This is a genomic window from Pseudoduganella sp. R-43 (assembly GCF_049913255.1).
Lineage (GTDB): Bacteria > Pseudomonadota > Gammaproteobacteria > Burkholderiales > Burkholderiaceae_D > Rugamonas.
Genome location: NZ_CP183988.1, coordinates 4,348,346 through 4,372,734 on the forward strand (window position 1 = coordinate 4,348,346; position 24,389 = coordinate 4,372,734).

22 protein-coding genes are annotated in these 24,389 nt (G+C 66.3%); 7 read left to right on the top strand and 15 right to left on the bottom strand.

The window, feature by feature from the left end:
- Positions 1-4 precede the first annotated feature (4 nt).
- Positions 5-868, top strand: a complete 864-nt coding sequence (locus tag ACN9M3_RS19635; protein WP_426318375.1) for a dienelactone hydrolase family protein — start codon at positions 5-7, stop codon at positions 866-868.
- Here the strand turns inward: ACN9M3_RS19635 and ACN9M3_RS19640 are convergent.
- Positions 858-3,245: a penicillin acylase family protein gene (locus ACN9M3_RS19640; RefSeq protein WP_426318376.1), complete on the bottom strand. Its 2,388-nt coding sequence runs from the start codon at positions 3,243-3,245 to the stop codon at positions 858-860. The two genes, ACN9M3_RS19635 and ACN9M3_RS19640, sit on opposite strands and share 11 nt — an antisense overlap.
- Positions 3,246-3,430: 185 nt before the next feature.
- Between ACN9M3_RS19640 and ACN9M3_RS19645 the strand changes: the two genes are divergently transcribed.
- A complete protein-coding gene (locus ACN9M3_RS19645) occupies positions 3,431-3,844 on the top strand; it encodes a hypothetical protein (protein ID WP_426318377.1) in 414 nt (137 codons plus the stop codon).
- Between the two features lie 34 nt (positions 3,845-3,878).
- On the opposite strand, the gene ACN9M3_RS19650 is transcribed toward ACN9M3_RS19645, so the two are convergent.
- From ACN9M3_RS19650 to ACN9M3_RS19675, 6 genes are all read right to left on the bottom strand, one after another.
- Positions 3,879-7,130, bottom strand: a complete 3,252-nt coding sequence (locus tag ACN9M3_RS19650; RefSeq protein ID WP_426318378.1) for an EAL domain-containing protein — start codon at positions 7,128-7,130, stop codon at positions 3,879-3,881.
- 19 nt (positions 7,131-7,149) lie between these two features.
- Entirely contained in the window at positions 7,150-8,028 is an 879-nt protein-coding gene (locus tag ACN9M3_RS19655) for a pyridoxamine 5'-phosphate oxidase family protein (RefSeq protein WP_426318379.1), read from the bottom strand.
- On the bottom strand, positions 8,025-8,636 hold the full coding sequence (locus ACN9M3_RS19660; RefSeq protein ID WP_426318380.1) for a glutathione S-transferase family protein: 612 nt from the start codon (positions 8,634-8,636) through the stop codon (positions 8,025-8,027). The genes ACN9M3_RS19655 and ACN9M3_RS19660 overlap by 4 nt, the downstream gene beginning before the upstream one ends.
- Before the next feature lie 99 nt (positions 8,637-8,735).
- Positions 8,736-9,875: an esterase-like activity of phytase family protein gene (locus tag ACN9M3_RS19665; RefSeq protein WP_426162210.1), complete on the bottom strand. Its 1,140-nt coding sequence runs from the start codon at positions 9,873-9,875 to the stop codon at positions 8,736-8,738.
- Positions 9,872-11,173, bottom strand: coding sequence for a DUF3422 family protein (locus ACN9M3_RS19670; protein ID WP_426162211.1), 1,302 nt, complete (start codon positions 11,171-11,173; stop codon positions 9,872-9,874). The genes ACN9M3_RS19665 and ACN9M3_RS19670 overlap by 4 nt, the downstream gene beginning before the upstream one ends.
- Before the next feature lie 67 nt (positions 11,174-11,240).
- Positions 11,241-11,999: a hypothetical protein gene (locus ACN9M3_RS19675; protein ID WP_426318381.1), complete on the bottom strand. Its 759-nt coding sequence runs from the start codon at positions 11,997-11,999 to the stop codon at positions 11,241-11,243.
- 178 nt (positions 12,000-12,177) lie between these two features.
- On the opposite strand from ACN9M3_RS19675, the gene ACN9M3_RS19680 reads away from it, so the two are divergent.
- Genes ACN9M3_RS19680 through ACN9M3_RS19690 form a run of 3 tightly spaced genes read left to right on the top strand, consistent with a single transcriptional unit; the run spans position 12,178 to position 14,950 of the window.
- Positions 12,178-13,158 carry a L,D-transpeptidase Cds6 family protein gene (locus ACN9M3_RS19680; protein WP_426172248.1) on the top strand — a complete coding sequence of 327 codons (981 nt, stop codon included), beginning with the start codon at positions 12,178-12,180 and terminating at the stop codon, positions 13,156-13,158.
- A 5-nt stretch (positions 13,159-13,163) separates the two neighbouring features.
- Positions 13,164-14,384 (top strand): L,D-transpeptidase family protein, encoded by a 1,221-nt coding sequence (locus tag ACN9M3_RS19685; RefSeq protein ID WP_426318382.1) that lies wholly within the window; start codon positions 13,164-13,166, stop codon positions 14,382-14,384.
- On the top strand, positions 14,354-14,950 hold the full coding sequence (locus tag ACN9M3_RS19690; protein WP_426318383.1) for a CPBP family intramembrane glutamic endopeptidase: 597 nt from the start codon (positions 14,354-14,356) through the stop codon (positions 14,948-14,950). Before ACN9M3_RS19685 ends, ACN9M3_RS19690 begins: the two co-directional genes overlap by 31 nt.
- On the opposite strand, the gene ACN9M3_RS19695 is transcribed toward ACN9M3_RS19690, so the two are convergent.
- Positions 14,905-15,930 carry a GlxA family transcriptional regulator gene (locus ACN9M3_RS19695; RefSeq protein ID WP_426318384.1) on the bottom strand — a complete coding sequence of 342 codons (1,026 nt, stop codon included), beginning with the start codon at positions 15,928-15,930 and terminating at the stop codon, positions 14,905-14,907. The two genes, ACN9M3_RS19690 and ACN9M3_RS19695, sit on opposite strands and share 46 nt — an antisense overlap.
- Before the next feature lie 65 nt (positions 15,931-15,995).
- Here ACN9M3_RS19695 and ACN9M3_RS19700 point away from each other — a divergent pair, with 65 nt between their 5' ends.
- Positions 15,996-16,745 carry an SDR family oxidoreductase gene (locus ACN9M3_RS19700; RefSeq protein WP_426318385.1) on the top strand — a complete coding sequence of 250 codons (750 nt, stop codon included), beginning with the start codon at positions 15,996-15,998 and terminating at the stop codon, positions 16,743-16,745.
- A 3-nt stretch (positions 16,746-16,748) separates the two neighbouring features.
- On the opposite strand, the gene ACN9M3_RS19705 is transcribed toward ACN9M3_RS19700, so the two are convergent.
- Complete coding sequence (locus ACN9M3_RS19705; RefSeq protein ID WP_426162217.1) at positions 16,749-18,239, bottom strand: AMP nucleosidase; 1,491 nt, start codon at positions 18,237-18,239, stop codon at positions 16,749-16,751.
- Positions 18,240-18,282: 43 nt separating this feature from the next.
- On the opposite strand from ACN9M3_RS19705, the gene ACN9M3_RS19710 reads away from it, so the two are divergent.
- On the top strand, positions 18,283-19,026 hold the full coding sequence (locus tag ACN9M3_RS19710) for a substrate-binding periplasmic protein (protein WP_426318386.1): 744 nt from the start codon (positions 18,283-18,285) through the stop codon (positions 19,024-19,026).
- A 2-nt stretch (positions 19,027-19,028) separates the two neighbouring features.
- On the opposite strand, the gene ACN9M3_RS19715 is transcribed toward ACN9M3_RS19710, so the two are convergent.
- The 6 genes from ACN9M3_RS19715 to ACN9M3_RS19740 form a co-directional block, all read right to left on the bottom strand.
- Positions 19,029-19,613, bottom strand: a complete 585-nt coding sequence (locus ACN9M3_RS19715) for an NAD(P)H-dependent oxidoreductase (protein WP_426318387.1) — start codon at positions 19,611-19,613, stop codon at positions 19,029-19,031.
- Positions 19,610-21,109 carry a thymidine phosphorylase family protein gene (locus tag ACN9M3_RS19720; protein WP_426318388.1) on the bottom strand — a complete coding sequence of 500 codons (1,500 nt, stop codon included), beginning with the start codon at positions 21,107-21,109 and terminating at the stop codon, positions 19,610-19,612. Before ACN9M3_RS19720 ends, ACN9M3_RS19715 begins: the two co-directional genes overlap by 4 nt.
- A gap of 64 nt (positions 21,110-21,173) precedes the next feature.
- The gene (locus ACN9M3_RS19725) at positions 21,174-21,893 is read right to left on the bottom strand and encodes a TorF family putative porin (RefSeq protein WP_426318389.1); all 720 of its coding nucleotides are present in this window, start codon (positions 21,891-21,893) and stop codon (positions 21,174-21,176) included.
- Positions 21,851-23,122 carry a S8 family peptidase gene (locus tag ACN9M3_RS19730; RefSeq protein WP_426323803.1) on the bottom strand — a complete coding sequence of 424 codons (1,272 nt, stop codon included), beginning with the start codon at positions 23,120-23,122 and terminating at the stop codon, positions 21,851-21,853. Before ACN9M3_RS19730 ends, ACN9M3_RS19725 begins: the two co-directional genes overlap by 43 nt.
- Positions 23,122-23,802: a zf-HC2 domain-containing protein gene (locus tag ACN9M3_RS19735; protein ID WP_426318390.1), complete on the bottom strand. Its 681-nt coding sequence runs from the start codon at positions 23,800-23,802 to the stop codon at positions 23,122-23,124. Before ACN9M3_RS19735 ends, ACN9M3_RS19730 begins: the two co-directional genes overlap by 1 nt.
- Positions 23,799-24,350 carry an RNA polymerase sigma factor gene (locus ACN9M3_RS19740; protein ID WP_426162226.1) on the bottom strand — a complete coding sequence of 184 codons (552 nt, stop codon included), beginning with the start codon at positions 24,348-24,350 and terminating at the stop codon, positions 23,799-23,801. Before ACN9M3_RS19740 ends, ACN9M3_RS19735 begins: the two co-directional genes overlap by 4 nt.
- Positions 24,351-24,389 lie beyond the last annotated feature (39 nt).

Here is a 24,389-nt window from a genome sequence, read left to right on the forward strand (position 1 = left end):
CACGATGACACGCCTGACCGCCAAAGACTTTGACCCCGAAGTACTGAAGCTGTTCGACAAATACGTTCATGGCCAGTTGAGCCGCCGTGAGTTCATTGCCGCTGCCGGCGCTGGCCTGCTGGCATCCCTGTCGCCGAGTTTTGCCGCCCCGCTGGTGCCGGCCGACGACAAGCGCCTCAATGCCGGCTATCTGGAGCATCCTTCGCCGCAGGGCTACGGCAAGCTGCGCGGCTACCTGGTGCAGCCGGCCGCTTCCAAGGCCAAGCTGCCTGCCGTGCTGGTCGTGCACGAGAACCGCGGCCTGAACCCGCATATCGAGGACATCACGCGCCGCCTGGCGCTCGACGGCTTCCTGGCCTTTGCGCCGGACGCCCTGTTCCCGCTGGGCGGCTATCCCGGCGACGAAGACAAGGCGCGCGAACTGTTCGCGAAGCTGGACCAGGCCAAGACCCGCGCCGACTTTCTCGCTGCCGTGCAGGTCTTGAAGTCGCATCCGGCGGCAAATGGCAAGGTCGGCGTGGTGGGCTTCTGCTACGGCGGCGGCATGGCCAATTACCTCGCCACCATGGTGCCGGACCTGGCGGCAGCCGTCCCGTTCTACGGCGCCCAGCCGCCGGCCGCCGATGTGCCGAAGATCAAGGCGCCCTTGCTGGTCCACGATGCCGGCAACGATGCGCGCATCCTGGCCGGCTGGCCGGGCTACGAGGCTGCGCTGAAGGCCGCCGGCGCCCGCTACGAGCACTTCGTCTACCCTGGCGTCGAGCATGGCTTCAACAACGACACCACGCCGCGCTACGATGAAGCGGCCGCCAAGCTGGCCTGGCGGCGCACGGTGGACTTCCTGCGGCAGAACGTCGCTACTTCGTAAACGCCAGCGTGTGGGCCGCAGGCCCCGGCAGCAGCGGCGTGGCCTTGCCGGCCACCCAGTCGGCATGCCCGGCCAGGAAGAACGGCGACAAAGGATGGCCGCTCTGGCCGCCCGGCATATTGAACAGGCCCTGCTCCTCGTGTCCTGGCGAGACCGTCATGCGCTCGGACTGGCCGAAAGCGGGACCCGCCACGCGCGGCATATTGCTGTCGCCCGGCAGCTGGTCGGGCGGCACGCTGAGCCACTTCTTCAGCATCGGTACCGCGCCTGCAATCGGATGCGCAATCGTGGCCGTATTGCGCGCGCCCCAGGTGGCCGAAGCCAGCGGCTTGCCGCCGGAGGTCAGGTGCGCGATGGCGCGGTCCAGCGCCGCCAGCTGCAGGGCCTTCCAGTCGGCATGACCTTGCGGCAGCCAGCCGCCGGGCTGTTCATCCAGCAAGCGTCCGATGACCACCGGCCAGCGGCTGGAGGCGGCGCGCATATTGGCATCCTTGTTCAATTTGGCCAGCTCGATGTTGGCGCCGCCATACAGCAGTTCGTAGAGCGACCACATGAAGGCTCGGCTGGCGCGGTAAGCCACCGAATCGACGCTGGCGTGCCCATTCCAGTTGTCCTTCAACAGGCGCGCCAGCTCGGCGCGCTGCGGCTTGCCCTTCACCGCTTCCGCATCCAGCACCGCCAGCGCGCGGTCGCGCCATTGGGAAATGAACAGTGCGCGATCGTCCAGCATCACGCCGTAGACGCCCTTCTCGTCGGCCTTGTCGCCCAGGGCTGCCAGCGCGTCGCGCGCCTGCCTGGCGCGGGCGCCCATGTCGAAGCCGCCGTCGCCCAGCTTGATCGAGTCGGCGCCCAGCAACTGGCGGCTGTTCGCCGTCACCAGCTGGCCGCCGGGCGGATTGCGCACCGACGGATACGCCGCCGCCGGCAGCAAGCCTTGCCAGCCGCGCGTGCTGCCGTTGGCCGACAGCGGATAGCTGGCGTCGACCGGCGTAGCGGGCCGCTGCGGCAGCGGGCCGACGATGGTCCAGCCGATATTGCCGTCGCTGTCGCCTGCCACCAGGTTCTGCGCCGGCATGCCGACTTTCGGCGCCAGCGCCAGCGCTTCGGCCACACTGTCCACTTCCTCCATATGGCGGATCGCCAGGTTGACAGCCTTCACGTCGTGCGCCACCCAGTGCACGGCATACTCGCGGCCGCCGCTCTGCATGACGGGGCCCAGCGAAGTCTCGCGCACCTTGAGGGTGACGGCCGGCTGGCCTTTGACCAGGATGGTCTCGGCATGCTCCGTCGGCGTTTCCCAACCGCCGGGCAGCTTCGCCTGGCCGGGCCGGTCCTTGGCCGACCCCACTTCCACCAGGTCCACATAATCGCCATAGCTGTTGGTGAAGCCCCAGGCCACATTGCCATTGCTGCCCGCCACTACGGCCGGCACGCCCGGAATGCTGACGCCGACAATGCGGCGCGTGCTGCCGTGCTGGCCCGGCACGTGCAGCAACAGGCGGTACCAGGTGTTGGCCAGCTTGATCCCCAAGTGCATGTCGTCGGACACGATGGCGCCGCCATTGGCGCTGCGCTTGCCCGACACCGCCCAGTTATTGCTGCCGACGCCGTCGACGAATGCAGCGGCGGCCAAGGTGGCCGGCTCGCTGGCCACGCCCTTGCCCCACCAGTCCGGCGCGCGGGCCGGGATCGGCGCATCCGGTGGCGGCGGGCTGGCGGCGTCCAGCGGTGCATCCCACTGCGTGCTGGCCGGCAGCAGGAAGGCCAGTTGCTCGGCGCTGGCATGCTCTTTCAGCCAGCCGCGTGCGAACTCGCGGCCGATGCCTGTCACTTGCAGGTCGATATACATGGCCCAGGCCACCAGGAAGGAATCTTCCGGCGCCCAGGCACGCGGGCCGACGCCGACCAGGCCATATTCAAAGGGACGATTGCCAAGCGCATTCAGGCCATCGTTCACGCCTGCGGTATAGCGCTCCAGCAGCTGGCGGTCCGCCGCCGGCATGAGTTCGATCGCTTGCGCGGCGCGGGCACGGAATCGGTGCAGGCGGTTGATACGGTCGGTCTCCAGGGCCTTCTCGCCAAACAGTTCGGACAGCTCGCCGGCCGGCATGCGGCGCAGCAGGTCCATCTGGAAGAAGCGGTCCTGCGCATGCACGAAGCCGGTGGCATAGGCCACGTCGTTCCGGTCACCGCCGGAGATGGAAGGAACGCCCCTTGCGTCGCGGGTCACTGTGACGTTGCCGCTTAGTCCCGTTGCGGAACGCCGGCCATCGAGCTGGGCCAGGCTGCCGCGCAGGAAGAACCATAGTCCCAGTACGACCACCAGCAGCAGCGCCAATATTGCGAGGACAAGACGTTTCAGCCATAACTTCGCCATCGGCAACCCCATTGTTATTCTGTTGCCTTAAATCTTGCCAGAATTCCAAACGAAACGGAGCAAAAAAGTGCGGTGGGAGGGTGCTTCGTGCACGACTGGGAACTTTTCTGAGCTAGCCCTGTCCAAGCTCAAACATCTGCGCGGCAGTTTGCTACAGAGTTGGGGCATCTGTGCGGAGGTATTATATGACTGACTATGAGGCGAGAATCACGAAACTCGAAGCTGGGATGGAAACCGTTCGCGAAAGCAATGCAAACCTGTTGAGGGCTCTGGAACTGCTGCAAAGTGAGCACGTAGCACTGCGCAATCAAATTGAGCTGGGATTCGAAAAGCAACATGACCGCCTCAATGAAATGCGGGACAGAATCGACGCATTGCGAGACAGAATCGACGCATTGCGAGATGGCTTCGGACAGCAATTGGCCGAACAACGGATCTGGTCCGAGAAGAATTTTTCCGAGATAAGATCTGGCATTGAACGCGGCTTCGCCGAGAGCCGAGCCGAAGCCAGAGCCAGCACGCGCTGGCGAATCGGAACCACCATCGCCGTCATCCTCACGCTCGCGGGCCTCGCCGCCAAAGCGTTTGGCGCCTATTGAAAGACGGGAAACGTTCGCACCTCTGGCAGGGGAGCTAAGTCCCGGTCGGGGCATGGCCATCGCCGCCGTGCATCAGCGCGTGGTAGCGGAATGCTTCGCGGATATTGTCGCGCAAGGCCTGGTCATCCCAGGGCTTGGTGTAGAAGCGGTAGATCTCGCCGCGGTTGATGGCGCCCAGCACCGATTCCAGTTCGGCATAGCCGGACAGGATGATGCGCACCGTACCCGGGTAGAGCTTGCGCACCCGGCTCAGGAATTCGGTGCCGTTCATGTCCGGCATGCGCTGGTCGCTGACCACCACCTGGACCTCGTGTGTCGCCAGCATGGAAAACGCTTCCTGCGCATTGTGCGCTGCCAGGATCTGGTAGCCGTCCCGGCGCAAGAGGCGCATCAGGGACGACAATACGTTCGGTTCATCATCGAGCAGCAGCAAAGTGCCCTTGCGCTGTTCCGCCGGGCGCAGCGCCGGCTGGCGCGATTGCTCCTGCTTCAGCAAGGCGGCAAAGGCTTCCGGCATGATCGGCTGGCTGAGGTGGAAGCCCTGGGCTTCGTCGCAGTTATAGCGTTGCAGGTAGGCCAGTTGCCCTTCCGTCTCCACCCCTTCGGCAATGATGCGGAAGTCCAGGCTGTGGCCCAGCGAAATGACCGAGCGTACGATGGCCGCCACCGTGGGGTCGCCCAGCATGTCGCGCACGAAGGACTGGTCGATCTTCAGGTAATCGATGGGGAACAGCTTGAGGTAAGCCAGGCTGGAATAGCCGGTGCCGAAATCGTCGATCGATATGCCGACGCCGACTTTCTTCAGGCGCTGCACCGTCACCACCGCCTCGTCCGCGTTTTGCATCATCATGCTCTCGGTCAGCTCCAGCTCGAGGTATTGCGCCTGCAGGCCGGTACTGCGCAAGGCTTCCACCACTTCGTCGGCCAGGTTCTTGTCGCGGAACTGGCGCGCCGAGACATTCACCGCCACCCGCAGCGGCCGCAGGCCGGCATCCTGCCAGGCCTTGTTCTGGGCACAGGCCGTATGGATCACCCAGCGTCCCAGCGCCACGATCAGGCCCGTCTCTTCCGCCACGCCGATGAAGCGGCCCGGCGGAACCAGCCCCAGGGTCGGATGACGCCAGCGCAGCAGCGCCTCGACGCCGGAGATCTCGCCGCTGGCCACGTTCATCTTCGGCTGGTAGACCAGGAACATCTCGCCGCGCGCCAAGGCGCCGCGCAATTCGTTTTCGATGGCGGCCCGTTCCACGATGCGCGCGTGCATGGCCGGCTCATAGAACTGAACCTGGTTGCGGCCGCTTTCCTTGGCGCGGTACATGGCGATGTCGGCATAGCGCATCAGCAGCTGCGGATCGGTGCTGTCGCCCGGGTAGAGCGAGACCCCCATGCTGCAGGTCACCGTGCGCTCCTGCCCTGCCAGCTGCATCGGCGCCGAAATGCTGTCGAGGATCTTGCGCAGCATGGCTTGCGACGGCGTCGCCTCATGCCCGTCCAGCAGCACCAGCACGAACTCGTCGCCGCCCATGCGCGCCACCGTGTCGGTGTCGCGCACGCAGCCGCGCAGGCGGGCCGCCACGGTGCGCAGCAATTCATCGCCGGCATCGTGGCCCAGGTTGTCGTTGACCAGCTTGAAGTTATCCAGGTCGAGGAAAGCCACCCACACCGTATGGCCATAGCGCTGCGCATAGCTGATCGCCTGCGCCAGCCGGTCGCCGCACAGGTTGCGGTTGGGCAGGCCGGTCAGCGCGTCGTGGCTGGCCTGGTGCTCGAGCTGCGCCTGGTAGTCCATGGTCGAGGTCATGTCGGTCAGCACGCAGACGCGGTGCGTGTGCTGGCCTTCGCTGCCGCCGACCGGCGCCACGTGCAACTGGGCCCACCAGCTGCGGCCGTCCCGATGGCGTCCGCGCAGCATGAGCTGGACGTCGCTTTGTCCTTGCACGGCTTCGTGCAAGGCGGTGCGGGCGGCGGCATCGTCGTCGCTGGCCAGCAGCTCTTCCAGGCTGCGGCCGGCCAGTTCGCCGGCTGCGTGGCCGGTCAGCTCGGCCAGCGCCCGGTTGGCATAGTTGATGGTGTCGCTGCCGTCGTGGATGGCCGTGATGGCAATGGCGTTGACGCTCGATTCCAGCGCGCGGTTATGCAGCTGCAGCATCAGCTCCACCTGCTTGCGCTCGGACACGTCCTCGATGGTGCCAAGCAGGCCGATGGTGCGGCCGGCCTGGTCGTGCAGCGGCAGCTTGTTGATCAGGAACCAGTGCACGCTGCCGTCGGCGAACAGCAGGTGGTCTTCGCGATTCAGCTGCGGCACGCCGCTGTGGATGATCTTCGCGTCGTCGGCGCGGATGCGCTCCGCGTTGTGCGACCAGGGGAAGTCGAAATCGCTCTTGCCAACCACCTCCTCCTGCGAGGACAGGCCGGCCGCGCGCAGGAACACGTCGTTGCAGCCGCGGTACCGCAAGTCCATGTCCTTCCAGAAGATCTGGTGCGGAATGTGGTCAACCACCAGCTGCGTCATCTCCTGCGATTCGTGCAGGGCTTTCTCGATGCGCAGGCGCCGCGTCACGTCGTGGGCGAAGACGAAGCGCGCCTTGTGGCCAGCCATCAGCAAGGGATGCGAGGAAATCTCCACCTGGATCAGGCGGCCGTCCTTGCAGCGGTGGGTCCAGGCGCCGGATTGCTGCGCCGCCGCCCGCGGCGAGGTTTCCAGGTCGTTGTGCAGGCGCGCCAGTTCGTGATCGGGACGAATATCCTCGATCGTCATCTCGAGGAATTCTTCTTCGCTGTAGCCGTAGATTGACACAGCCGCGCGGTTGACCACCAGGAAGCGCAGCGTGCTGACGTCGTACACCCACATCGGGTGCGGGTGGTGGTCGAACAGACGCTTGAAGCGCAGCCGCGAGCCATAGGAGTCGGCCTCGGGCAGCGGCGTGACGAGGCAGCGGAAGCATTCGGGCTGGGCGCCGTGGCCTGCGTAGTATTCCAGCGCCAGCGAGACCGGCGTGCCGTCGCCGTCTTTCTCGCACAGGGCCAGTTCGCCGCGCCAGACGCCGCGCAGCTTGGCCTCGGGGATGGCGTCGTCGCGCAGTTCGGCGGCGGCCCAGCTCCGGAACAGGCCGAACGCCTTCTCTCCGGCGCCGAGTTCCTCCGCCAACCGTCGCGCATGGGCGTTTGCGGCAAGCAAAGTGCCATCGGCATCCATCATGAAAGCCAGGTTGGGGCTGTGCTCATACACCGCAGTGAATGCATCCAGCCTGGTCCTTCCCGGCGAAGCGAGGGAAACCCTATCCATGCAATCGATGGTAGCAGAACTATTTTGCTAGCAGCGCCCATCTGAGCGGCAATGCATCTTCCCGCCACACAATCTGTTGCGGCTGGAATTCCCAGTGCCTTTCCGTTCCGTCCACGACAACGCGCGCGGTTCCGCTCATCTGCAACAAACCGCCGCTTTCAAAGTCCGGGAACACCAGCCCGGCACGGCCATTCAGCAGTATGTTACCGAGAGTCGCAAAGAAGCGGTTCCCTTCATAGTCTGGCACCAGCAAGCTTCCTGTGCTGCTGATCTGGACAAACCCGGGCGGACCGCCGCGATGCGAGACGTCGACCCGCATTTCCTCGCCTTCGCCGGAATACGTTGCGACAAAAAAAGTTCCCGTACGGCCGATCAGGTCGCGCGCCAGCGCATCGAGCTGCGGCAGGCGGCGCGGCGGCAGTCCCGATGGCTCGCCTGGCGCGCGCTCGAAGCGATAATCGCGCTGATGGATGTACTTCGGGCAGTTGCCGAACGATTCGGCGACCGCGATCTCGAACTGTTCGCCACCCAGCGCGCGCAGGCGGCCATTCAGGCGGTTGCGTCGCCGCGTATGCAGTTCGATGCCGAGCATGCCCACTGCAGCACCGTCGCGCAGGCCGGCCTGCGCCGGATCGTCGAGCTGCGCGGGCAGCAGCAACTGCAGATGCTGCGGGTCCGGCGAATGCATGAAACCCTCTTCCCCGGCACGCAGCGTGGCCCACGGCCGACCTTCCGCATCGACATTGCCGAACACGGCGAACGGCAACTGCGCGAAAAAGTCGCGGTGCTGGTCCGGCATGTAGTCGCGGATCACCTTGCGGCCGATCTCGTCCATGCGTTCCACCGCGCCGAGCGTGGCCTGCAGCGCGATTTCGCCGGCATGCCAGGGCCCGTTCATGCTGCCAGCCCGACCGCTGATTTGATGAAGGGCTGGAAGCGTGGCAGGCTTTCGACGCGTGCCAGCCAGGCGCCGACATTGGCGTAGCCCGAGAGGTCGACATTGCCCTCCGGTGCGCGTGCGATATAGCTGTACAGGGCGATGTCGGCGATGGTCGGCCAGCCGGCCGCGATCCATTCCTTGCCGGCCAGGCTGGCCTCGACCAGGGCGAGGATGCGGTGGGCGCGGGCGATGGCGTCGGCCGGATCGACCGGTTTCCTGAACAGGTTGATGATGCGCGCGGTGGCGGGCCCGCTGGCAATTTCGCCGGCGGCGACCGACAGCCAGCGCTGCACGGCAGCCGCGCCGGCCGGGTCTCGCGGCAGCCAGCTGGCATCGCCATAGCGCGTGGCGAGGTAGACCAGGATGGCGTTGGAGTCGGCGATCACCACGCCGTCGTCTTCCAGTACCGGCACCTGGCCGAAGGGATTGAGCTTGAGGAAGGCTTCGGTTTTCTGCTCGGCCTTCAGCAGGTCGACTTCGACCAGCTCAAAGTCCAGGCCTAGCAGGGACAGGAATAGGTGGGCGCGGTGGGCGTGGCCGGAAATTGGGTGGTAGTACAGCTTCATGGGATCTCCTTTCAAGTAATGATGAGAGTCTGATCCATGTCGGCGATGACGGGAATCACCACCGGCAGCAATTAACCATTCCACCCAGCGGAATAATACTCAGGGCAGCACTTCAAACAGCAGGAACTGGGTAACCTGGCCCTTGCCAAAGTTGTCGTCGCTGGCGAACACCAGGGTGGCGTGGCCGTTCGGCAGGCGCGGGCCAAAGGACATCGCCTCCAGGTTGTAGGCTCGCGGCATGGGCTGCTTGCTGAAATCATGCACCAGGCGTTTGCGCGCCGGCGTGTATTGCGCGCCCGCCAGGCCCGGCAGCGCTTTCACATCGCTGGCGCCGCGCGCATCGGTGGCATACAGGCGGACGTAGTTGATGTATGCGCCGGCGGCATCCTGCACCGTGGCGCGCTCCAGCACCAGCAGTTCGCCATCTGGCAGCGCGAGAATCTCGGAGACGCCGTTTTCGGCTTCCTTGCCCGATCCCGGTGCGGCGGGAATCGCATCCAGCGGATAAGCGAACTGGCGCAGCACCTGTCCATCGCGCTGGAACTGCGTCATGCGCAGCACCGCGCCGTGCTGCGGGGTCGCGATCGGGCCGTCTTCGTACAGCGGCCATTCGATGGAAGCCCACAGGCTGCGGCCATCCGGCGCGAAAGCCAGTCCTTCGAAGGTGGCGTTGTAGCGCGAACCGCGCTCTTCGCCCTGGTGCACCCGGAAGTTTTCCGGCAAGGGCAATTCGGCCAGCAACGCGCCATCGCGCGTGGCATGGCGGATGAAGGGGTCGAGGCCATAGCGGCGGTCGCCTTCGCTGGAATACCACATGCTTCCATCCAGCGGGTCGATGCGGATTGATTCCACGTCAGCGCGCGTGCACGCGGTGGCTGTGGCGGTAAAGTCCTTGCCGTCGGCGTTCAGAAAATAATGCAGGCCGCTGAAGCGCACAGCACGGAACGCACTGGCGTCAAAATCGAGCTCCGCTTCGTAATAGCGCGCGGGGTTGTGGGTGCAGCGGTCATCGCTTTCGACCACCCAGCGGCCGCGCGCCGCATCGTAATCGAGCCCGGAGAAACCGCCCAGCATGGTGTCCTGGAACATGGCTTGGTGTGCAACCCGCTGCTCGCCGATGAAGCGCAGCGCGCCCACCGGCGATGCCGTCGAAGCGGGTGCAAGTCGCGTGGCCGGTGCACAGGCGGCCAAAGCCGCGCCCACCGCCAGCCAGGCGAATCGACGAGCAAGGTGCATCATGCGTGGTGCAGGCGCTTGTGCATGCTGCGCAGGCCGAGCCACATGCCGACCGCCACCACCGGCACCATGATGCCCATCAGCAGCTCGGGATTGACGCCGACACCCAGCACCTTGGCGCCCTTGGCGCTATAGCCGATCAGGCCCACCACATAGTATGAGATCGCCGCCACGGACAGTCCTTCCACGGCCTGCTGCAGGCGCAGCTGCTGCGCCGCGCGCGTATTCATCGACTGCAAGATCTTGCGGTTCTGCGCTTCCTGCACGATGCCGACGCGGGTGCGCAGCAGGTCGTTGCAGTTGGCGATACGGCCGGCCAGCGCCTGCTGGCGCGCGGCGACGGCCTCGCAAGTCTTCATGGCGGGCGCCAGGCGGCGCTCCATGAACTCCTCCACCGTTGGCGTGCCCTCGATACGCAGTTCGCGCAATTCGTCGATGCGCGCATTGACCAGGCCGAAATAAGCCTTGGCCGCGGCGAAGCGGTAGCTGGTGTCGGCCGAGACCTTTTCGATCCGCGCCGCCAGGTGGGTGATGCGATCGAGCAGCGCCTGTTCGGTGGAGCCGTCGTCGACCTTGCCGTCGGCTTCCACCAGGGCGCCGGCCAGGGTGGCCAGCTCGGCCTCCACCTGGTTCAGTTCCGGTGTCGCGTTTTGCGCGACCGGCAGGCCAAGCAGGGCCATCATGCGATAGGTTTCGATTTCAAGGACGCGCTGCACCAGGCGGCCCGACTGCTGTTCGTGCATGCCGGCGTCGCAGATCACGAAGCGGCTGAAGCCATCGGCATGGATGGCGAAGTCGGTCCACATCTCGCCGCCGTTCATCACCTGGCTGCCCGCCAGCGGGGCGCCCTGGAACAGGCGTTGCAGGCTCTCCGCGAAGGCGTGCTGCATGCCGCCCGGCCGCCCAAGCAGCACGTGCGCGGCCACCAGCACCCTGCCCTGCAGCTGCAGCAGCCACTGCTCCGGCAGATGGCGCGAAGGCATGTTGCTGAAGGCCTCTTCCGGCAGCGGCATGCTGGCCACTGTTTCGGCGAAGGTGAAGGTGGCGAATTCGGTGTGCAGCTCCCACTTCAGGCGGAAACGGCCGAAATCATGGGTAAAGTACTTGCCGCCTGCGGCCGGCGCCGCCACGCCGAAGTGTCCGCACAGCCCTGCCAGCAACTCTTGCTGTTCCTCCTCGCCCATGATGGCGAAATGGGACAGCAGGGTCGGCGCATCCAGTTTCAGGAAGGGGCGCGAGTGGATTTCGGCAGCGAGGGGCACGCGCTGCGCGTGGTTCAGGCTGGAAAACACGATACTCATTGGGCTGGGCTCGGTAATGGGGGAGTCCAGATATTAACATTGTTGTTACCACAAGCCCTGCGGGGGCCTAAGGCTGGGCAGTGAAGCGCAGGACCAGTTGACCGCCGGCTGCCGCCATGATGGGCTCCAGCCACAGAAAGACGGGCGGGTCGCCGCAGCCCAGCCGCAAGCTGGCGGCATCGGTGGCGAGTTCGAGCACGCGGCCCATGGCAGGGTCGAGCAGGCGCAGCGCGGCCTCGCCGTTTCCGTGCTTGTCCAGGAGGTAGCGCGCCTGCCCTGGCAATTCGGCCAGCGGGCGCGGCGAACGGCAATCCCATGGCGTGCCGGCCACGTCGCGCTCGTGTTCACCGGCCGGTACGACGCGCGTTGCGCCTACCTCCAGCTGCTGGCCGAGGACATCGCCCTCGCCGGCCATATTCAAGGCGATGCGCAGGCAGACGGTGGCCGAAGCGGCTGCCGGCGCCTGGCAATGCAGCGTCAGGCCGTTCGCCTCATCCAGCAGATAGGTCGCTAGCACCGCTTGCGGGCCTGGACTGGCCAGGCGCAGGCCGACGCTGGCATCTTCCACCAGCGGCATGGCGTGCCAGGGCACCCGGTGCAAGGCGCGCCCCGGCGCCGGCAGCAGGTGGATGCCGCAATCGGGCGCCGCGCCATGGATGACGTTGGCGAGCCGGCCACGCCGGTCGGGTGCTTGCAGCTTGGCAATTGCACCGCCCAGGGTAGTGATCCTGGCTTCCATTCCGTGGCGGTTGCAGAGCGCAAAAATGAACAGCGGCAGACCCTCCGCCGTATGCCCCGCGTCCTCCTGCGTAATACTTAGTTCCATCTTCTAAGTATATTCAGCCCCCTGAGTTTTGATAAAATGGTTCTTTATTTCCCGTCGGCAAAATAAATAAATGCAGGCATCGCAAATTTCCTCTCGTACAGCCCTTGCGCTAGGGGCCGCGCTATTAATCGCGTGCTTTTCCGCGCAGGCCGATGAGGTCGCAGATATCAATAAAATGATGCGCAGTGGACAGCTGCCAGCCGCCTTGGCGAAGGTTGATGTTGCGTTATCGCAACGGCCAAAAGATGCGCAATTGCGATTTATTAAAGGGATGATTTTGTCCGAACAGGGCAAAACAGCCGATGCAATTAATGTTTTCCAAAAGCTGACGGAAGATTATCCCGAATTACCGGAACCTTATAACAACCTGGCCGTGCTGCACGCCTCGGGCGGCAATTACGATAAGGCCCGCGTGGCACTGGAACGCGCGATTCGCACCAACCCGGCTTATGCCACCGCCCACGAAAACCTGGGCGATGTCTATGCCAAGCTGGCCAGCCAGTCTTACGACAAGGCCATGCAGCTGGCCGATCCGAGCCAGCAGCCGCCGCAGAAGGCCAAGCTGGCAATGGTGCACACCTTGACGCCGAAAGGCGGAGAAGCTGCCTCGCCGCTGGCTGCAATCGCTGCGGCGCCGGCGCCCGCGCCTGTCAAGGCGGCGGCGCCTGCCGCGGCGCCGGTCCCGGTCGTGGCGCAGGCCAAGCCCGTGGCAAGCGCCCCGTCCGCCGCGCCGGCTGCAGCTTCCGCACCAGCTCCCGCCCCGGCGGTACAATTGGCAAAAGCTGCTCCGAAGGCTGAGCAGGTACAGAAGGAAGACGCCGATGGCGCCGATGTCATCAAGGCTGTCGATAGCTGGGCCAAAGCCTGGAGCGCGCAAGACATGAAAGCCTACCTGAATGCTTACGGCAGCAATTTCCAGACGCCGAAGGGCCAGAACCGCAAAGCCTGGGAAGCCGACCGTACCGCCCGCATCGAGGGCAAAGGCCACATCAAGGTAAGCGTCGAGGCACCGCAAGTGACGGTCAACGGCAATACGGCGACCGTGAAATTCCGACAGAAGTATGTGTCGGATCGCCTCAGCACCACGGGCCGCAAGACACTGGTGCTGGAAAAGCAAGGCAAGAATTGGCTGATCAGGCAAGAGCAGTCGGGGGGCTGATGGAGATGTCGAAGCGAGCAAGTGCCAGCGCCGCTGCCGCGCTGGTGGCAGCATGCGCCGTGCTGGCGCCAGCCGGCACCGGCATGGCCAAGTCCATCCATCCAGCCGAAGCCCCGCGCGCCCGGCAGGATGCCGAAATCATGCTGCTTGAGATTTACAAGAATCTGCGCGCCAGCCAGCTCCAGGAGGCGATGGCCAAGGCCGACGCACTGGTGCAGGCTTACCCGAATTTCCGCGTCGGCCACCTGATTCGCGGCGACCTGCTGCTGATGCACACCAAGCCGGTGGCCCAGCTCGGCGCCGGCGCCAGCGGCCCGGCCGACAAGCTGAAAGACTTGCGCGACGAAGCGCGCGTGCGCCTGCAAACCTTGGTGGCGCGCCCCGGTCCCGAACTGGCGCCGCGCTCCGTGCTGCAGCTGCGCGCCGACATGCGCCATGTGCTGGTGGTCGACGCCACGCAATCGCGCCTGTACGTCTACCAGAACAACAACGGCGAACTGAAACTGGTCACCGACTACTACATCAGCCAAGGCAAGCTGGGGGTCGACAAGTTCCGCGAAGGCGACCAGAAAACCCCGCTCGGCGTCTACTACATCACCGGCCGCGTAGCGGGCCCCAAGCTGCCCGACTTCTACGGCGCCAGCGCGCTGCGCATCAACTACCCCAACGAATGGGACCGCCTGAATGGCCGCAGCGGCGGCGGCATTTTCCTGCACGGCACGCCGGCCGACAATTACAGCCGCCCGCCCCTCGCTTCCGACGGCTGCGTGGTGCTGACCAACGACGATTTGCGCAAGCTTGAAAACACCGTCGATATCGGCAGGACGCCGGTAGTGATCGCCGACCACCAGGAGTTCATCAGCAAGGCCAAATGGGATAACGAGCGTTTTACCGCGAACCGCCTGGTCGAATCCTGGCGCGCCGACCTGGTCAGCGCCGACAGCAAGCGGCTGTTGAAGAATTATTCGGGCAAGTTCAAGTCGGCCAATGGCGAAGACCTGAAGACCTGGTACGAAAAAGACATGCGCCCGCTGGCCAGCGTGAATGGCCTCAGCGTGTCCCTCAGCGAAGTCACCATCTTCCGCTACCCGAGCCGCGACGATATGCTGGTCAGCACCTTCACCCTCGAATCGAAGATCGGCAAGAACCGCTCCACCCAGCGCAAGCGCCAATACTGGGCGCGTGAAGGCAGCGAGTGGAAGATCATCTTCGAAAGCATGATCTGAAAATCCCCCTGCGCACGCAGCTACTGAGTTGCGCCGCGCTGGCGGGCATCGCCCTTGCCATCCTCCTCTTCCGGCGCCAGCCGCTTGCCGCACCGCTGCTGGGCGGCTGGCCATGGTGGCAGCAAGCGCTGGCCGGCATCGCGCTGGGGCTGGCCGCCGGCGGCATGTCGGCCCTGACCACATTGCGCAAGCCCCATGCCGAAGCGGTGCAGCGCACCGCCGCCAGCTATACAAGGCTGGACCTCAGCGGCTGGAATCCCCTGTGGATTTCGCTTGCCGCCGGGGTTTCGGAAGAACTGCTGTTCCGCGCCGCGCTGCAGCCGCTGGCAGGCGTCTGGGGCGCCAGCCTGCTGTTCCTGCTGGTGCACGCCGGCGCCTACGACTTCCGCCGCTTCGACCGCGCCGCCCTGTGGCAGGCCAGCGGCGTATTCGGCATGGGCGTGCTGCTCGGCTTCGCCTTCGACTACATCGGCTTGCTGGCCGTGATGATCGCCCATGCGCTGGTCGACATCATCGGCCTTTACCTGGTGCGCCGCATAGCGGAAGGCGCAAAGCGCTTGCGGTAATCGCTGGGAGAAACGCCCAGCTTGCGCTGGAAGACGGTGCGCAGCCGTTCTTCATTGCCAAACCCGCACAGGCGCGCCACCTGTTCGACCGTGCGTTGCGATGCCTCCAGCATGCGCCGCGCAGCCTCAAGCCTGAGTGCCTCGACGCCCTTGGCCGGCGTGCGGCCGGTCTTCTCCTTGTACACCCGCGCGAAGTTGCGCGGGCTCATATTCACCTGGCCGGCCAGCACTTCGACGGGCAGCTCCAGCGTCAGGTTTTCCATGATCCACAGGTGCAGGCGTTCGAAGGTATCGCCGCCGGCCTCCTGCGCCAGCAGCAGTTCGCTGAACTGCGCCTGGCCGCCGGGGCGCTTGAGGAAAACCACCAGTTCGCGCGCCACCTGCATCGCCACCTCGCGCCCGCAATCGGCCTCCACCAGCGCCAGGGCAAGGTCTATGCCGGCTGTGACGCCGGCCGACGTCCATACCGCCTCCTGCCGCACGAACAGCGAGTCGCGATCGATGTCGACGGCCGGAAAGCGCTCCTGCAGCAGGTCGCACATCGCCCAGTGCGTAGCGGCCCGCTTGCCGTTCAAAAGGCCGGCCTGCGCCAGCAGGAAGGTGCCGCTGCAGACCGATGCCGTGCGCCGCGCGCGGCTTGCGGCACCCGCTAGCCAGTCGCTCAGCTCCCTCAACAACGATTGCACGCGCGGCATCTCCGGCGAACCGGGAACGATGATCGTGTCGATCTCCTGCAGCAGGAAGCAAGACAGCGGTTCGGTCGCCAGGGCCATGCCTTCGGCGCTGCGCACCATGCCGCCGGCCAGGCTGGCGACCCAGCGCGCATAGCCTGGCAAGCCGCGTTCGCGCATGCGTTTGTCGGCGGCCCAGAACACGGTCTGGGGGCCGCTCAAGTCCAGCAGGCCCACCTCTTCATAGGCCAGGAACAGCACCAGGCGGTCGCCCTCCATATTTGGCAGGAAATAAGGGGTATTCGTCATTCCTGCCGATTCTCGCCGTCCTAAGATGGTCTGTCAACGCGACAGCAACCCAAAGGAGAAAAACCATGAAAATCGTAGTCATTGGCGGCACCGGCCTGATAGGCGGCAAACTGGTCAAGCTGCTGCAGGCAAAAGGCCATGCAGTGCTGGCGGCATCACCGGGTACCGGCGTCAACGCCGTTACCGGCGACGGCCTGGCCGCCGCGCTGGCCGGCGCCGAAGTCGTGGTCGACGTGGCTAACTCGCCGTCGTTCGCACCGGACGACGTGCTGGACTTCTTCCGGAAATCAAGCCACAACCTGGGCAAAGCGGAGAAAGAGGCTGGCGTGCGCCATCACGTGGCGCTGTCGATCGTGGGCACCGACCGCTTGCCGGAGAACGGCTACTTCGCCGCCAAGGTGGCGCAGGAGGAACTGATCAAGCAAAACGGCGTTCCCTACACCATCCTGCGTGCCACGCAATTCATGGAATTCCTGGCCGCCATCGGCCAGTCGTCGGCAGTGGAAGGGACCATCCGCCTGTCGCCGGCCCTAATCCAGCCAGTGGCGGCCGACGACGTGGCGCAGGCGCTGGCCGATGTGGCGCTGGCCGCGCCGCTGAACGGCACCAGCGAACTGGCGGGCCCGCAAGCCTACCCGCTGGAGCAGATCGTGCGCCGCGCGCTGGCGGCGGCCGGCGAAACGCGGCCGATCGTGACCGACCCGCAGGCGCCCTACTTCGGCTCAGTCCTCGATCATGGCAGCCTGGTGCCTGCCGCCGATGCAAGGCCCCGCCTCGGCGCCGTCAGCTACGAAGCGTGGCTGAAGCAGCGCTAAGCCTTACTGGAAGGCCACCTCGGCGAAGCTGCGCAGCTTGCGGCTGTGCAGCTTGTCCGAGCCGAGGCCGCGCAGCAGTTCCAGCGCGCGGATGCCGATGCGCAGGTGCTGGTCGACGCGGTCGCGGTAGAACTGGTTGGCCATGCCGGGCAGCTTGATTTCGCCGTGCAGGGGCTTGTCGCTGACGCACAGCAGCGTGCCGTAGGGGACGCGGAAGCGGAAGCCGTTGGCGGCGATGGTTGCGCTTTCCATGTCCAGCGCCACGGCGCGGCTCTGGCTGAAGCGGCGCTCCGGCGTGCGCTGCGGCAGCAGCTCCCAGTTGCGGTTATCGGTGCTGGCCACGGTGCCAGTCCGCAGCACACGCTTCAGGTCATGGCCGCCCAGCTGCGTCACTTCGGCCACCGCCGACTCGATCGCCACCTGCACTTCGGCCAGGGCCGGAATCGGCACCCACAGCGGCAAGTCCTCGTCCAGCACATGGTCTTCGCGCACGTAGCCGTGGGCCAGCACGTAGTCGCCCAGTTGCTGCGTGTTGCGCAGACCGGCGCAGTGGCCCAGCATCAGCCAGGCGTGCGGGCGCAGCACCGCAATGTGGTCGGTCGCAGTCTTGGCGTTGGCCGGGCCGACGCCGATATTGACCATGCTGATGCCGCTGCCGTCGGCGCGCACCAGGTGGTAGCCCGGCATCTGCGGCAGGCGCGGCGGCGCCGCGCCCAGGTCGTCGCCCGGCTGCATGGCGTGGCCGACGCGGCGCGTGACGATATTGCCCGGCTCGACGAAAGCCACGTAGCCGTCGCTGTCCGGACTGGCCATCAGCTCATGGCCCAGGCGCACGAATTCGTCGATGTAGAACTGGTAGTTCGTGAACATGACGAAGTTCTGGAAATGCTCGGGCGAAGTGCCGGTGTAATGGCGCAGCCGCTGCAGCGAATAATCGACGCGCGGCGCGGTAAACAGCGACAGCGGCTGCGCCTCGCCCGGCGCCGCTTCGAACGTGCCGTTGGCAATGCCGTCGTCCATGGCAGCCAGGTTGGGCAGGTCGAACACGTCGCGCATCAGCAGGCGCCGCTCGGCGCTCAGGCTGCCCTCGATGTGGTCATGCTCGGCAAAGGAGAAGTGGATCGGGATCGGCTGGGCGCTCAGGCCCACTTCGATCTGCATTTGCTGCTGGCCGTGATTCTTCAACAGCAGGCGGAATTGTTCGGTGTAATAGCCTTCAAACAGGTCGGGGCGCGTCAGCGTGGTCTCGAAGGCGCCCGGGCCTGCGACAAAGCCGTACGACAGGCGCGAATCGGCGCGCGCCACGGTTTCCGTCTGTACCCGCACATATGGGTAGCAGGCGCGCACGCGCTCGGTGGGGGTTTCGCCCTCGACAAAGCGCTGCAGGGATTCGCGCAGGAAGCGGATACTGTCGTCGTAAATCGCCCGGACCTGGGCCAGTGCTGCGGATGGATCGTCAAACATGCGGGGTGCTACGTGGGGACGGCTGAACATCGTGCGACTCCTTTCTGCTGTTGCCCCCTATTATAATGGCAGCATGTGGCAGAAATATTTCATCGGGTTGCTGGCGACAGCCGGCGCGGCAGGAGCGGAGGCGGAAGCGCCGCTGACCGTGGCCTGGCGCGAAAAGCCGCCCTACTATTATTTTGACGAAAGCAAGGTCGCGAAAGGCTTCATGCTGGAACGCGCCAGGCAGGTATTCGCCGCCGCCGGCGTGCCGGCGGTCTTCGTCAACGAGCCGCAAAAACGCATCTGGGCCAATTTCAACCACGGCATGCCGAACTACTGCTCGATCAGCTGGTACCGCCTGCCCGAGCGCGAGGCCGTGGCGCAGTATTCGATTCCGGTGCACGCGGACCTGCCGCACGCCGTGCTGGCGGTGCCGGCGGTGGCGGCCCGCATCCGGTCGCACCCCAGCCTGAAATCCCTGCTATCGGACAAGTCGCTGACGCTGGCCGTAATCGACGGTGTCTCCTACGGCCCGGAACTGGATGCCCTGATCAACACCAGCCAGAACCGCATCATGCGCCGCACGGTGGAAACATCGGCCATGTTCCGCATGGTGGCCTTCGGCCGCGCCGACTACCTGTTCGTGGACCGCGAGGACTGGAACTACCTGCGGCTCAAATTCCCGGAATTGCAGTCGCTGGTGCTGATCGATTTCGCCGACATGCCGCCCGGCCTGAAGCGCTACATCGTCTGCAGCCGCGACGTGCCGGCCGACACGATGGAGCGCCTGAACCGCGCCATCATGGCGCGCAGCGATACCCCGCGCCGCTAACTTCAGATTCCCTTGGCGCCCAGTACCCGCATGCGCTGGCGCCATGCCGCCACAGCCCCGGCATCCATCTTTCCGGCGCCGCCAACCAGCGTCTTGCGCACCGGCTTGATACCGACGAAGTTCAGGATATTGCGTTCCAGCGATTTCAGGCTGTGGGCGCCGAAGTACCAGCGATAGAACAGGGCCGGCATGCCCATCGTCACCACCACGCGTGCGCTGCGGCCGGCCAGCAGCCCCGCTTGCAGCGGATTCTTGGCTTCCCGCGCCAGCGCGAAGCCGGGCCGCGCCACCTGCTCCAGGAATGCCTTCAGGCTGGCCGGCATGTCGCCCAGCCAGAGCGGATAAAAGATGACGATATGCAGCGCATCCTCGATGGCGCGCTGCATCGGCGCCAAGGCCGGCGGCACCTCGCCTTCTTCCCATTCATGCGCGTTGGCCAGCATGGGAAACGCCAGCGTTGCGGGCGTAACGACCTGCACCTCGTGGCCGGCCGTGCGCGCGCCATCGACGTAGGCTTCGGCCAGCGCGTGGCACAGGTGCCCTCCTGCGGGATCGGGGTGCCCCTGGATCACGAGGATCTTGCTCACGCATCCTCCACGGTGACCAGGTTGCTTTGCGCTTCGGCGTATTCCAGCGCGTAGGCCAGCTCGCCCGGCGTGTCGGCATGGATCGCCAGGATCGGCTGCCCTACTTCGAGCCTGCCGCCCAACGGCGAAAAGAATCGCACGCCAGCAGCGGCGGCGCGCGGCGCGCCGGCCAGCTTGGCCAAGGTGGCCAGCTTGCGGTTGTCGATGGCGACCACGCGGCCGGCATGGCGCGCTTCCAGCACATGGGTGCAGGCCGCGACAGGCGGCTGGCGCAGGCCGCCCTGGGCCACGCAGATGGCCTGGAACTTGGCCCAGGCGGCGCCGCTATCGAGCGTCTGCGCGGCCAGCGTCATGCCTTCGCCGGGGGCGGCGCGGCCGCCCAGTTCCAGCACGCCTGCGGCCAGCGCCAGCGCGCGCTGGCGCAAGTCCTGCGGCGCATCGGACGCACCTTGCAGCACCGCCAGCACGTCCATCGCTTCCAGCGCCGGGCCGATGCCGACGCCGACCGGCTGGCTGCCGTCGCTGATGACGCACTTCACGGCCAGGCCCAGCGCCCGCCCCGCCCCCTCCAGGCGCTCGGCGAGCTGGCACGCGGCCTGCCCGGAGCGCACCTTGGCCGTGCGTCCGACCGGGATGTCGATCAGCACATGGCTGGCGCCGGCCGCCAGCTTCTTCGACAGCACGGAGGCGACCAGCAAGCCATCGCTATCGAGTTCCAGCGGGCGTTCGACGCGGATCAGGACATCGTCGGCCGGGCTCAGTGTCACGCTGCCGCCCCAGACGATGCAGCCGCCTTCCTGCTGCACCACGCGGCGCATGGCGTCGATGCCGATCGCCACCGGCGCCAGGGTTTCCATGGTGTCGGCCGTGCCGGCTGGCGAAGTGATGGCGCGCGAGGAAGTCTTGGGCATGGTCATGCCGCAAGCGGCGACGATCGGCACCACCAGCAGCGTGGTGCGGTTGCCCGGCAGGCCGCCGACGCAATGCTTGTCCACCACCACTTGCGACGGCCAGTGCATGCGCTCGCCCGCCGCCGCCATGGCGCGCGTCAGGGCGATGGTTTCCGCCAGGTCGAGGCGGTTGCCGGAACAGGCGGTGATGAAGCTGGAGAGGTGGATGTCCGGATAGCGCCCGCCGGCGATATCGGCAATGATGGCCTGGGCCGCTGCGTCGTCCAGCGGCCGGCCGTGGATCTTGCCGCGCACCGCCGCGAACGATGCCAGCGGCGCCGGGTGGCGCACGCTGACCGGCGCACCCGGCGCCGCAGCCAGCGCTTCCCAGGCCGCCTCGGACAGGCCGATGTCCTGCTCGTCCAGCAAGCCGCCGTCAACCACGTTCAGCGTGGCGGCGACGACCTGCGTGCCGCATTGCAGCTCGATGCGCGCTTGCGCTTCAAAGCCTTCCGCCAGGCAGACCTTGCAATCGCGCCGCATGTAGGCTACCGGCTGCTGGTAAGTGTCGATGCCGAGCCGCCTGGCCCGCAATGCATATCCCATGTGTCACTCCTTTCGCCCAGCCTATGCGATAGCACCGGCGCACGGAATGACCTGGATCAAAATTTCAGAAGCCTCGCGCCAGGCCTAGCACCACTTTGCTGCGCACCTTGCTGGACGGTGCGCTGGCGGTGCTGCCGTAGCCGGCGCCGGTTCCCTGGCGGCGCAGGCGGGCCGCATCCAGCGAGAGCTGCATCTGCCAGCCCTCCACTGACGTGCCGACGCCCATGCGTCCTTCCGCGCGGTTGCTGGCTGCATTGCCCGGGGCCGACAGGTAGCCGCCGCGCCAGAAATAGCGCCAGCTGGAGCCCAGCGCGCCGCCGCCATTGAGTTCAGCATATACCGTCCGCTCGCGGAAGCCGAGATAGTCGGGCGAATAATGCAGTCGCGCCGAGTAGTTTTCGAATGCCAGGCCGGCGAACACTTCGCGGAAATTCCAGTCCGGCGCGCCGTGGAAGGCGTAGGCCGACATGCCGGCTTCCCATGACAGGCCGGACGGCAGGCGCTGCGCATAGCCGCCATATCCCAGCCACTGGGCTGTGCGGTGCGATTGCGGCGCCAGTTGGCCGCTGACCACCTGGCCACCGGCGAACCAGCCATTGGCGCCATCGACATCGAGCGAGAGCCGCGCCGCCGGCTTGCCGGAACTTAAGGAGATGCCGCGGTACATATAGTCCGATACGATGCCGGCGCTGCCGCTCACCTGTGCCTGCGCACTCGCTGCAAGGATGCAGGCCAGCCCGGTCAGGGCGAACGTGCGAGGTTGTCGGAGGGAGGGTTGGGGCATGCGCAGGAACATTTACCGGTAATGCGCATGATGGTGGCGCAAAGATCTATCCCCGTCAACGGTGCGGGACCGCTATTGCGCACGATGCCCTCGTGCAGGCGCTCGCCGCTTAGCTGCGGCTTGAGTTCGCCGATCAGGGCGAGCATGCCGCTGACATGCGCGGCCGCGTAGGAGGAGCCGGACACCATGCCCCAGCGCGCGCCGGGCATGGTGGTCGGCACGTCGCGTCCCGGCGCCAGCAGGCATTGGCCGCCATGGCGCGGCGCATCGTCGGCAGCGACGGCAAACACTCCGGGACTGTTGGCTGGAAAGCCGCCATCGCCACGCGCCGGATCGATCGCGCCGACCACGCGGATGCCGCGCGCCTGCGCCACGCCGACCAGCTGCTGCAACAGGCGGTCCTGCGGCCCGGACAGGCTCAGGTTGATCACTTGGGCATTGTGCAGCAAGGCATAGTTGAGAGCCTTGGCCAGCGTGAAGCTGTTGCAGCGCGTGCCGCCGTCGGCTTGCCAGCAGGCCCGCAGCGCCATCAGCCGGGCTTCCGGCGCCACGCCGGCGATGCCGATGCCGTTGTCGGCGCGCGCGGCGATCACGCCCGCCACCGCCGTACCGTGCTCCTCGGCGACGTAGGACTGGCCGTCGACGAAGTTCTCCTGCACCGCCACCTGGCCGGCCAGGTCGGGGTGGTTGGCCTCGACGCCGCTGTCGATCACGGCCACCAGCACCTTGCGGCCGGTGGCCGACTTGCGCACCTGCTCCAGTTGCCAGGGCGCGGCGGCGGGCTGCACGCGGTACAGCGGGTCGCCCGAGGCGCCGGAGCCGCCTTGCGCGCTGAAATCCTGGATCGCCTGCGCCCAGGCGACACGGCTGTCGCGCGACAGGGCTGCCAGCACGGCCGACGGGTCCTGGCCGGCGGCAAGGCGCATGCGATAGCAATCGACATTCAGGGCCGGCATCGGCCAGTCTTCCATCATTTGCAAACCGTGCTCGCGCGCCAGGGCGGCGGCAATGCGCTGGCGCGCCAGGCGGCCCGCATCGTCGCGGTAACTGGCGCCGCTATAGCCATCGGCCCGGAAATGCGGCGCCGGCAAGTGCAGCATAACGAGGATTTCGCTGGCCCTGGCCGCGGGCGCCGCGACAGCGTCCGGCCTGGCCTGCGCCGCTGCCTGCGCGCCGGGCGGACCTGCCAGTGCGCACAGCGCCCAAACAATCATGGCGGCCCAACGCATCACTGACCGCCCTCCGCTGCCAGCGCTTCTGCCAGGTCCACGGCGGGATCGGCGCGCAGGGCTGCCAGCACTGGCGCGCGCTGCGCCGGTTCGACATCGAGCAGCCAGGCGCCGTTGGCGGTCGGGCCGCCAACCAGGTGGGCGCCGGAGATTTTCAACAGCCGCTGCACGTCCTGCACGCTGGCATCCGGCTTGAACACCACCAGCACGTCGGGCGTGGCCGCCGGTGCGCTGCCGAGCGCCTTGTATGCAGGCGGCGCGCCGGACGGCAGCATATTGGCTGCCAGCACGACAATCACGGCTGCCTGGGCGGCGATGGCCCAGCCCTTCCAGTCGCCGGGCCCGCGCAGCCAGTCCAGCAAGGCACTGGCGAAGCGGGACGACGCCGGCACGGCGGGAGATGGCTTGGCGACGGGCTGGGCCAAAGGGGACGGCGCCTCGTCCAGGCGCGGCATCAGGCGCGCCAGGGCGCGCTCGGGGTCCAGGCCGGCCGGCAACGGAGCTGCCGTTTCGATCAGGCGGCGCTGCCAGGCCAGCTCGGCGCGGCATTCGGGGCAATCGCGCAAATGCTGCTGCACGCGTGCCGCCTCGCCGTCGGCCAGCGAGCCGGCGGCATACCAGGGCAGCAGTGCCTGCATGTCCTGGTGCTCCGCAACGTTCGATGGGTCTTGCGTATTCATCGTATCTCTTCCAAATGATCGGACAACATGTCCTTCAAGCGCAGCCGGGCGTGGAACATGCGCGTCTTCACGGTATTGACCGGGCAGCCGATGGTCTCGGCGATCTCCTGGTAGGCCATGCCGTGGTAATAAGTCAGGCAGACCACGGCGCGCTGCTCCAGCGGCAAGGCGTCCAGCGCGCGGCCGACGCCGCGCTGCAACTGCAAGGCCGCCAGCGCATGCTCGGGCTCGTGCCATTCTTCGCCTGCCGCATCCGGCGCGTCCTCCAGCGGCTCGTCCAGGCCGCGCAGGGCTTTCAGGGCCTGGCGATAGGCGATGCCGAAAATCCAGGTGGAGACCTTGCTGCTGCCGTCATAGCTGGAAGCCTTCTGCCACACCACCAGCATGGTGTCGTTGACGATTTCTTCCAGCAGCGGCACATTGCGCGTCATGCGGTCGAGGAAACGGGCCAGGCGCGGGAAGTAGGCGCGATACAGGGCCTGGAAAGCCAGGCGATCGCCGCCTCCTACCAGCCGTACCAGCTCACCGTCGTCCACGTCCCCTGTCACTCCCGCCCTCCTGCCAAGCCGCATGCACTTTTCTCCTTT

What these genes read in the sequence shown, in the direction of transcription:
- ACN9M3_RS19680 (WP_426172248.1), top strand. Translation starts at nt 12,178, where the DNA reads ATGCGCAGTGGACAGCTGCCAGCCGCCTTGGCGAAGGTTGATGTTGCG.
- ACN9M3_RS19635 (WP_426318375.1), top strand. Translation starts at nt 5, where the DNA reads ATGACACGCCTGACCGCCAAAGACTTTGACCCCGAAGTACTGAAGCTG.
- ACN9M3_RS19670 (WP_426162211.1), bottom strand. Translation starts at nt 11,173, where the DNA reads ATGAGTATCGTGTTTTCCAGCCTGAACCACGCGCAGCGCGTGCCCCTC.
- ACN9M3_RS19665 (WP_426162210.1), bottom strand. Translation starts at nt 9,875, where the DNA reads ATGATGCACCTTGCTCGTCGATTCGCCTGGCTGGCGGTGGGCGCGGCT.
- ACN9M3_RS19655 (WP_426318379.1), bottom strand. Translation starts at nt 8,028, where the DNA reads ATGAACGGGCCCTGGCATGCCGGCGAAATCGCGCTGCAGGCCACGCTC.
- ACN9M3_RS19675 (WP_426318381.1), bottom strand. Translation starts at nt 11,999, where the DNA reads ATGGAACTAAGTATTACGCAGGAGGACGCGGGGCATACGGCGGAGGGT.
- ACN9M3_RS19705 (WP_426162217.1), bottom strand. Translation starts at nt 18,239, where the DNA reads ATGTTCAGCCGTCCCCACGTAGCACCCCGCATGTTTGACGATCCATCC.
- ACN9M3_RS19660 (WP_426318380.1), bottom strand. Translation starts at nt 8,636, where the DNA reads ATGAAGCTGTACTACCACCCAATTTCCGGCCACGCCCACCGCGCCCAC.
- ACN9M3_RS19725 (WP_426318389.1), bottom strand. Translation starts at nt 21,893, where the DNA reads ATGCCCCAACCCTCCCTCCGACAACCTCGCACGTTCGCCCTGACCGGG.
- ACN9M3_RS19640 (WP_426318376.1), bottom strand. Translation starts at nt 3,245, where the DNA reads ATGGCGAAGTTATGGCTGAAACGTCTTGTCCTCGCAATATTGGCGCTG.
- ACN9M3_RS19735 (WP_426318390.1), bottom strand. Translation starts at nt 23,802, where the DNA reads ATGAATACGCAAGACCCATCGAACGTTGCGGAGCACCAGGACATGCAG.
- ACN9M3_RS19685 (WP_426318382.1), top strand. Translation starts at nt 13,164, where the DNA reads ATGTCGAAGCGAGCAAGTGCCAGCGCCGCTGCCGCGCTGGTGGCAGCA.
- ACN9M3_RS19650 (WP_426318378.1), bottom strand. Translation starts at nt 7,130, where the DNA reads ATGGATAGGGTTTCCCTCGCTTCGCCGGGAAGGACCAGGCTGGATGCA.
- ACN9M3_RS19645 (WP_426318377.1), top strand. Translation starts at nt 3,431, where the DNA reads ATGACTGACTATGAGGCGAGAATCACGAAACTCGAAGCTGGGATGGAA.
- ACN9M3_RS19730 (WP_426323803.1), bottom strand. Translation starts at nt 23,122, where the DNA reads ATGCGTTGGGCCGCCATGATTGTTTGGGCGCTGTGCGCACTGGCAGGT.
- ACN9M3_RS19720 (WP_426318388.1), bottom strand. Translation starts at nt 21,109, where the DNA reads ATGGGATATGCATTGCGGGCCAGGCGGCTCGGCATCGACACTTACCAG.
- ACN9M3_RS19700 (WP_426318385.1), top strand. Translation starts at nt 15,996, where the DNA reads ATGAAAATCGTAGTCATTGGCGGCACCGGCCTGATAGGCGGCAAACTG.
- ACN9M3_RS19695 (WP_426318384.1), bottom strand. Translation starts at nt 15,930, where the DNA reads ATGACGAATACCCCTTATTTCCTGCCAAATATGGAGGGCGACCGCCTG.
- ACN9M3_RS19710 (WP_426318386.1), top strand. Translation starts at nt 18,283, where the DNA reads ATGTGGCAGAAATATTTCATCGGGTTGCTGGCGACAGCCGGCGCGGCA.